This window comes from Peribacillus huizhouensis (assembly GCF_014138605.1).
Classification (GTDB): Bacteria; Bacillota; Bacilli; order Bacillales; family DSM-1321; genus Peribacillus; species Peribacillus huizhouensis.
The window spans coordinates 227789-236309 of the sequence record NZ_JACJHX010000006.1 but is presented as its reverse complement, the minus strand read 5'-3'; the positions used below and the strand labels follow the sequence as shown (position 1 = coordinate 236309).

The 8521-nt window shown below is 33.3% G+C and carries 7 protein-coding genes and 1 pseudogene; 3 read left to right on the top strand and 5 right to left on the bottom strand.

Annotation, left to right across the window (positions count from 1 at the left end):
- Positions 1-189: 189 nt before the first annotated feature.
- From HNP81_RS24635 to HNP81_RS24630, 3 genes and pseudogenes are all read right to left on the bottom strand, one after another.
- Positions 190-561, bottom strand: a pseudogene (locus HNP81_RS24635) (SMI1/KNR4 family protein).
- Positions 518-649: a hypothetical protein gene (locus HNP81_RS24285; RefSeq protein WP_268745185.1), complete on the bottom strand. Its 132-nt coding sequence runs from the start codon at positions 647-649 to the stop codon at positions 518-520. Before HNP81_RS24285 ends, HNP81_RS24635 begins: the two are co-directional and overlap by 44 nt.
- 494 nt (positions 650-1143) lie before the next feature.
- Entirely contained in the window at positions 1144-1308 is a 165-nt protein-coding gene (locus tag HNP81_RS24630) for a spore germination protein (protein ID WP_182502778.1), read from the bottom strand.
- Positions 1309-1628: 320 nt separating this feature from the next.
- On the opposite strand from HNP81_RS24630, the gene HNP81_RS12070 reads away from it, so the two are divergent.
- Positions 1629-2360, top strand: a complete 732-nt coding sequence (locus tag HNP81_RS12070) for a DUF3888 domain-containing protein (protein ID WP_182502777.1) — start codon at positions 1629-1631, stop codon at positions 2358-2360.
- A 412-nt stretch (positions 2361-2772) separates the two neighbouring features.
- On the opposite strand, the gene HNP81_RS12065 is transcribed toward HNP81_RS12070, so the two are convergent.
- Positions 2773-3852: an NAD(P)H-dependent flavin oxidoreductase gene (locus tag HNP81_RS12065; protein WP_182502776.1), complete on the bottom strand. Its 1080-nt coding sequence runs from the start codon at positions 3850-3852 to the stop codon at positions 2773-2775.
- A gap of 462 nt (positions 3853-4314) precedes the next feature.
- Between HNP81_RS12065 and brnQ the strand changes: the two genes are divergently transcribed.
- Complete coding sequence (gene brnQ / locus HNP81_RS12060) at positions 4315-5655, top strand: branched-chain amino acid transport system II carrier protein (RefSeq protein WP_028391194.1); 1341 nt, start codon at positions 4315-4317, stop codon at positions 5653-5655.
- Between the two features lie 615 nt (positions 5656-6270).
- Here brnQ and HNP81_RS12055 read toward each other — a convergent pair.
- Positions 6271-6591, bottom strand: a complete 321-nt coding sequence (locus HNP81_RS12055) for a 2Fe-2S iron-sulfur cluster-binding protein (RefSeq protein WP_028391195.1) — start codon at positions 6589-6591, stop codon at positions 6271-6273.
- A 238-nt stretch (positions 6592-6829) separates the two neighbouring features.
- Here HNP81_RS12055 and HNP81_RS12050 point away from each other — a divergent pair, with 238 nt between their 5' ends.
- On the top strand, positions 6830-8092 hold the full coding sequence (locus tag HNP81_RS12050; protein ID WP_182502775.1) for a glycosyl hydrolase family 18 protein: 1263 nt from the start codon (positions 6830-6832) through the stop codon (positions 8090-8092).
- Positions 8093-8521: the final 429 nt, after the last annotated feature.

Here is an 8521-nt window from a genome sequence, read left to right as displayed (position 1 = left end):
GCTTAATTTCTTTTCTATAGGTTGTTCTAATTTTTCCCATAAAAAATCCCCTCCATAGAAGACAGTACAATCCTTTCTTTTTACTGTCTACTATAGGGGGATAATAACAAAACAACGAAGATCCTTTTATGCTACTTATTGAATTAAAGCACTTATCAATAAATATATGTAGTCCCTCTTATAAAGCAGTTAATCCTCTAGAGAATTGATTAATAGGTCAGGTAAAAAATCTCTAAAGTTCTTTGCAATCATTTCAAATGGTTGTTCCTTTATTGGAAGTCCACTGATATACGAAACAACAGGTGCATCGTCATCATTATTACTTTGTACTTTGGAGCAATCTAGACAGAAATATTCACCATCATCAGCGAAATAAAAGCAAATTAGATTATTAGGCAAATTTTCTTTTTTACTTTATTCTTTGCTAATCCAAATCATATTCGGGATTCCCGTTTCATCTAGACCAAAAATTTCTTGTCCAAAAATATCTCCCAAACCATATTTTTTTAGAAACTCTCTATAACTTATAGAAAATTTCACCCTTAAATTTATTTTCTGCATCAATTATTGTTTGTTCATCAATTTCACCAATAAAATCAGCTACTTTTTGGTTCTCTTCTATAATTTCTAGAGCTTTATTTATCGACATTTATTTTCCTCCGAACAATCCATTTTTACATTTATTTTACCACTATTCCTTCTTCAACCAACCTGTCTGTTAGTTGAAGAAGATCCAAAGGGTTACATGTATACTGTATACATTTTTAGTTAGCATTAGGTAAATTTTAAGAAGTACTTAAAATTGAAAAATCCATGCGTATCAAGGATTTGGTGTTTGTTCATTTTTTATCATTTATGCATGAATTTATACAATGTTGATATATAGAGTTTTTATGCTTTTTAATAAGCCCAGCAGCTGCATAAAAATGTGATATTTTTATGCAACCTCTTATTCAATATAATGGCCCTTTAATGAAAATAGGCGCTGTTCCTTGTTACAGAAAAACGCCCGATTATTAAAGATCTTCATTACTAAGTCTTGTTGAATTAACGCACCCGTTTGTTCAATAATGAGTTTTTCTTCAGCCATTTTAATTGTTGATTTTCAACTTGAGGCTGACCAGAGCATGTGTATTTATAGTATCAAGACCATTCACAATTGAAGATAAGAGCTCCCTTATTTGAAGAACCCGAGCCTTCTATAGTTTTCTCTACTGACTTGGGAGAAATAAACGCTACAGGACCAAAATGAACAATCGCTGAACCATTAATATTGTTAATATTAATTGGTCCTAAGAATATAGACATACATAACATTCCTTTTCTGTTTACTTGATAGTGTATTCTATTCGGACAAGCACTTTATTGCTTATACTTTGTAATTGTTTTTATCATTCACCGTAGCAATTTTTACAAAAACTGAGTCTTTATGGAATTAGCTCATTATATTTGAAGAATTAACCCCCACTTTATTTTTGCATTGACCTGCTCCGTTAGTTTGAGTACAGTTCTTCACAATCTCCATTTTCTTGTTCAACAATATGGCCCTTTTCTTGAACAAGGTTTTTGCCTTGAGTAAAAAATAAATTGACCTCCGTTGTCACAATATATATTTGAGGTGATTGAATTTGAGAGTGAAATTGGCCGAAATTTCTGTGATTATTTTAGTTCTTTTGAGTATCTTAGTTCCTTACACAGCCCATGCAACTGTACAAAGAAGCAATAATGGTAATATGGATTTCGATATTGACTTAACGGGTTATCGACTCTATGGATTTGGTGATTTTAATCAGCTGGGTTATAAAATAACACCACTTGCCCAATTATTTTTTACAATTATTCAGTTGGAAGAAGAGTGGATTGATGAACCACGATTATATATCAAGGGAAACAAAGGTTTTGTTCATCTTTGGAAAAAAGATGGAACAAATGTACTTTATACTGTTGAAAAACAAACAAGTGGTCCGTTAAAAGATATGTGGAAAATTGTTGATGTTAAAAGAAAAAAAATTAACAGAATACCGGTTCCAAAACAATTACTTAAAGAAGCATTGATTGAACGCTTAGTAGACCCAATAAGCAAAGCTATTGAAACGTATTATAAACCTAAGCTGTGGGATCGGGGATTCGAGAAAATCCTTAAAATAGAGAAGGATGAGACAAATTTCAGTTTGTATGTAACTGTTCAAGTTCAAACTTTTGAGGGGGCACATAATCCGCCTTATGGTGAAGAAACAATTACTTTTCAAATAAAAGGAAGCCAAATTGAGGTTGTTGAATTTAAACATAGAGACATTCCAAAAGAAGAATGGACTAAGATAGAATTAAGAAATTCTAATAAGAAAACTAAACATGAATAAAAAATTTTGGGAACTCAAGACTTGTCACTTTGCCTGATCCTGATAATTTGCACTTATTTTAAGTCCTATTTTGCACATGCAGCTTTAAAATCAAGCTACATTACCTTTACATGTGAAGATTAACTGGGTTTCTTCAGTATGGGATAACGCCATGGGTACCAACAGCAAACGCGCATTTACAACGTTAAGAGAATTTAAAAGGATTGAGTCCGGTACAATACCGAATTCAATCCTCCGTAGCTGCTTAACTTAATATCGTGCCTAAATTTTGGGGGTCACTTCATTTTCAGAATAGCGCCCTTTTCTGGAATATCTAAAATAGGATCTCAGTCTTAAAATCCATTAATTCTTGTTGCACTAATGCTCCTTTAGTTCAAGAGGTCCTCTGCCCCTAAATAATAAATACTTATACTTATCCCAAAATTTTCTCAGCCTCGTCCATAAGTTCCTTTATGATCATTTCAGCATGATTCTCATGATGAATTAATCGAAGACCTTGACCAGCCCACAGGGCCATATACTCAACTTGATTTTGTTTGAAGGCTTCTTTTCTTATGTTACTGGTTGCTGTATTTTGAATAGGATAAGCTAAAGGATGAACACCTGTCCGATCATATTCTCCGATAAATTTATTTTTTATTCCTCTCGCAGGCCTTCCTGAAAAGTTTTTCGTAATGACGGTATTTTCTTCTGTACTATTAAACAGAGCCTTCTTGTAGAGAGGATGAATGCCTGACTCTTTTGACCCCAAGAACTTTGTCCCCATCTGAACACCTTGAGCACCTAAAGCAAGTGCTGCCACTAATCCCCTTCCATTCATGACCCCTCCAGCAGCTATAACTGGTATATTGACATTTTCAACTACCTGCGGAATGAGTGAAAAAGTTCCTATATTTGCTCCCTGTGGGTGCTCTTTTATATCAAATGTACTTCGATGACCACCAGCATCACTACCTTGAGCTACAATAACATTAGCTCCTGCTTTTTCTGCAATCATTGCTTCCTTAACTGTAGTAACCATCGAGATTACCTTTATTTTTCTTTGTTTTGCAGCTTCCATTTTATCAACTGGTAAAATTCCAAAAGCCGTGCTTATGATTGGTACTTCTTCTTCTATTAAAACTTGAAACCTATCGTTAAACAGGTCAGGCGTTTGGAACTGTATATGATCTTCCTTAATGCCTAGATTTTTTCCTAGGCTTAATAACACCTCTTTTACCTCGTGTTCGTGTTTCGTTTCATTTGGATTGATGATGTTCTCTACACAAAACAAATTGACAGCAAAAGGGCGATCTGTATGCTGCTTAATGTTCCTAATTGTCTTCCTTATGTCGTCTGGCATCATGTACGCAGCACCCAAGCTTCCCAATCCTCCGGCATTACATACATTCGCTATTAGTTCCACTGTCGTAGAGCCTCCAGCCATGCCAGCTTGTATAATAGGATATTTAATATTTAATACATCACATAAAGGTGTTTGTAAAGTAATCATCTTTCTTCCCCTTTCCTGTCTTTATCATTTATTTATAGTGAAAATTATAAAGAGAATTAAAGTTCAGAATTATAAAGATGTATTTATTATATTACTTTTTTACGGAAGATTCTACATCCAATTAAAAAATGCCCAATCCTAGTCACATCAAGGGTTTAAGGCGTTTATCTCGAAATCGAAAATTCAGGTTAATTTTCATATTTTTACTCGTCATCAAACTTCCTCAGTTTAAGAGATATTGTGCGTATACTTGTATTTTCGAAGGATTACAAACTACATAGCTAGACAGATTTAAATTAAGGTTCTAATAATTAGGGTATAAAATAAAAAATATATTGAAATATTAAGTTTATCTGGTTATAATACGATACGGTCTTATATATTTAATCTTTGTGAAATTTTTAGAAAAATTAATATTTTTTCTAAATAGTAAATTTCAGATATTTTTATGGAGGTTTTAGTTTGTCTAATAAAGTACCATTTTCATTTATAGTGGTTATTGGTTTAATGCTATTTGCTCTATTCTTTGGGGCGGGGAATTTAATTTTTCCACCAATGCTTGGTCAATCAGCAGGAATAAATATTTGGTCAGCTAATGCAGGATTTTTAGTAACAGGAGTTGGATTACCATTACTTGGTGTATTAGCACTTGGTTTTTCAGGGAAAGATGATTTACAATCATTAGCCAGTCGTGTACATCCTGTGTTTGCGATTGTATTTACAACTGTTCTTTATTTAGCAATTGGTCCTTTATTCGCTATTCCGAGAACAGGAAACGTTTCTTTTGAGATAGGTGTCAAACCTTTTTTGTCCGAAAACTCAGGTCCTATACCTTTACTTCTTTTTACAATCGTATTTTTTAGCATTACGTGTCTTTTTTCACTTAATCCCGCGAAAATTGTCGAAATTGTTGGTAAGGTATTAACACCAATCAAGTTAACGTTTATTGGAGTCCTAGTAGTAGTTGCTTTAATTCATCCAATTGGTGATTTTCAAGCACCTGTTAAGAATTACTCAGTTCAACCATTTTTTAATGGGTTTAGAGAAGGCTATTTAACAATGGATACCCTTGCATCTTTTGTTTTTGGTATCATGATTATTAATGCTATTAAAGAAAAAGGTGCAAAAACAAAAAAACAAATAATGATTGTTTGTGGAAAAGCAACTGGAATTGCGGCCATTATCCTAGCAACCTTTTATACTTCTCTATCTTATATGGGTGCCTCAAGTGTAGAAAAACTTGGACATTTAGATAATGGAGGTATAATCTTAGCAAAAGTCTCGGAGTATTATTTTGGTTCTTATGGTGGGATATTATTAGGATTAATGATAACAGTAGCTTGTTTAACAACGAGCGTAGGACTAGTTTCATCATGTTCTACATACTTCCATAAGCTATTTCCTAGGCTATCTTACAAAACAATCGCTATTAGTTTATCTATTTTTAGTGCAATAGTTGCTAATATTGGACTTACACAGTTAATTGCTATTTCTATACCTGTATTAACAGCTATTTACCCATTAGCCATTGTATTAATTTTCTTAACATTTTTTCATTCTTTATTTAAAGGGAAAGCTGAAGTTTATCAAGGTAGCTTACTTTTTACATTTATTATTAGTTTATTTGATGGTTTAAATCAAGCTGGTATTCACTTATTATTAATTAATAATATCTTTAATGAAATTCTGCCATTGTACGAGTTAGGCCTAGGATGGATAATTCCTGCTATTGTTGGCGGGTTCATAGGGTATGGCAGTAGCGTATTACGAGCGAAATTCGGACTAAATCACCAATTAGATTAATAAAGTAATTCAGTCTAAAAGGCGGTCTAGGACCGAACTGTAACCCTTTTTTACATTTAAAAAGACTTCTAAAAGCACCCTAAAGATAGACACTTAAAATGTCCATCTTTAGGGTGCTTTATTTTATTATTTTATTTAAAGAATATATATTATTTTTTGAAATTTTATGTATCATTGAGATGTGTGTTGCAGTAGATTTATGTTAAAGTTCAAATTTATTAATCCCTTATTATTTAACACATATAAACCTTTATGTTATAAGTAAAAAGACAATCTGTGAATACTCTTACAAGCTACCCCTTAATGAATTCTGATAAAAGTTTTATTAATTGCACAATGCTGTCTGTTCCCTCTCATACCTAATTCAACGATCTTCTTGGTATATTTATTAAATTAGTCTGCGTCTTGCCCAACACCTAGAAGGTATAAAATTTTTATATCTAGTTGACTCTGAAAAAAAATTTCAGTACTTTCATTACCAATTGCTCTTTTGTAATCGTAATATGATTCTCACCATACTTAATAATAGTAGTCTCACGGATACATGATCACGACAATCGTTTAAAACGAATTAAATTGATATGTTGTTTTCTTTATTTTCAATACAGAATTCATTTATTCGGCTGGTCTTGGGCCAGCATTCATTTTAGAATCTTTAACTGTCATGATGGGGCGAACGGTCACGTCTCCATTCACACGAATTTGACAGGATAAACGCAAATGATCTTCAATTCCTTTTTCCGAAAAGGCGTTTTTTTCTACATTGCTTAAATCACAAAACTCACCAGCCAATACTTCTACTCTGCATGTCGTACATTTTGCATTCCCTCCACAACGATGAAGAATATCTACACCATTATCCTCTAGAGCTAATACTAACTTTTTCCCTTTTTCCACTTCAAAAGATCCATGATCTGAAACAGTTACGATTGGCATAATAATACATCCCCTTATTAATTGATGAATACCGAAAAACCTTTACATAGTATTCACTTATCTCGATAATAAAAAACACAAAATTCAACGAATTTGCATTTTATGTAATTCATAGTGGTATCGGATTTGAAATTTGAGGATCTTTTGATTGTCAATAAAATAATGATTACTCGACATTCTTAATTGACAGTTACATATAATTGAATCAATAACTAAATATTGAAAAAGAGGTGAATTTATGTTTATCTATGTAGTTAAAACAGGTGAGTCCTTGTTTTCCATTGCAACAAAATATCAAATTTCTGTGGATAGTATTCGCATACTGAACGGATTAAAAACCGATAGATTAGTACCCGGACAAGATTTACTCATTCCAACAAATATGTATATTGTTCAGCCTGGGGATTCACTATATACCATTTCCCAAATGAGTTTCATTTCAGTTGAAACTCTACGTCTATATAACGGTTTACATTCGGATATTTTATCGGTGGGAATGAGGTTATATTTGCCTCCTAGACCTAAGTATGAAGCAGAAGGTTTTAGTTATATAACACCATCTACACCTGAAAAGAATCAATTGATAGTTCAGACCTTTGCACCGATTAATACTTACTTTGGAATTTTCGAGTACCATGTTCTTGAAGATGGAAGTTTGAGTACTTTAAATGATCAACAACTTATTAGTATAACAAGAGAGAATAAGGTAGCCCCCCTTGCAGTTATTACGAATTTGACACCGACTGGATTTAGTCCTGAATTAACAAAAAGAGTATTAAGTTCTCCTGAAATTAGAGAGCGATTAATTAATAATATCTATAACCTAGTCAAGACAAAAAACTATGCTGGGGTGAATATTGATTTTGAACGGATACGTGAAGGTGAAAGGGATTTGTATAGTGGGTTCTTACGTTCGTTAAGTGAACGATTGAGGCCAGAAGGATTTTATACATCCGTTGCTGTACCGGCTAAAACAAGTGATGATATTTCTTGGTTAAAGGGATATGATTACGGAGGAATTGGTGCAGCCGTTGATTTTGTCTTTATTATGGCCTATGACTGGCATGAAGCAAGTAGCCCCCCTGGACCTGTTGCACCTATTAGTTTGGTAAGACAAACTATCGAGTATGCTCTTAATCATATGAGAGGAAATAAAATTATCCTTGGCGTTCCCCGCTATGGGTACGACTGGACAATGTCTGATGGAGCTGTGACTAGTGCCCGTGCTGTTTCTGTTTCTAGTGCATTAGAAACTGCATTGAAATATCAAGTACCAATCCAATATTCTACGGAATATCAGCAGCCTTTTTATCAATACCGAGATGAAACGGGGAAGCGACACATTGTGTGGTTTGAAAACGCTAGAGCGCGTGCTCAAAAGCTCCAATTGGTGGTTACCTATCGTTTAGGAGGCGTTGGGGCTTGGCAATTAGGATTACAATTTATTCAATCTGCTATTTTAGTGAATGAATTTATGATTCCAAAAAAAATCATTGGATAACCCAAATGCCTATAATTATAGATACGGTTTAGTAATAATGAGATAATACGGATTTTTTGAAACCTTTAGAAATAACTAGTTCGATGAAAAAACGGTTTTACGCGGGTCTTTTTCTTGACCATTTATTAATAAAATTTAATCTACTGACGTACCCGGAATATAAATTTTTATAGTAAAAAAATAATCAATGTCTCCGGACATATAAGATGTGTATCGATTAAAAGAAAAGTGTAAGTTGAGCTTACTAAACTTTATGAAGGGCCAAGGGAGATGCATTTTGTATTCCAAAAGCCTTTCTCCCTATTGTGGGGGCTCAGAATATTCTAAGTATTGATATTCTAAGATTGTGCCAAATAGGAGTTTATTATCAGAATATATAGTGTAATGGTAAATTTGAGATAAGTAAATCGGTCATATATAGACCGATTT

Excerpts from the sequence above, each read along its gene's own strand:
- HNP81_RS24285 (WP_268745185.1), bottom strand. The coding sequence starts at position 649 with ATGTCGATAAATAAAGCTCTAGAAATTATAGAAGAGAACCAAAAAGTA.
- HNP81_RS24630 (WP_182502778.1), bottom strand. The coding sequence starts at position 1,308 with ATGTCTATATTCTTAGGACCAATTAATATTAACAATATTAATGGTTCA.
- HNP81_RS12065 (WP_182502776.1), bottom strand. The coding sequence starts at position 3,852 with ATGATTACTTTACAAACACCTTTATGTGATGTATTAAATATTAAATAT.
- HNP81_RS12055 (WP_028391195.1), bottom strand. The coding sequence starts at position 6,591 with ATGCCAATCGTAACTGTTTCAGATCATGGATCTTTTGAAGTGGAAAAA.
- HNP81_RS12050 (WP_182502775.1), top strand. The coding sequence starts at position 6,830 with ATGTTTATCTATGTAGTTAAAACAGGTGAGTCCTTGTTTTCCATTGCA.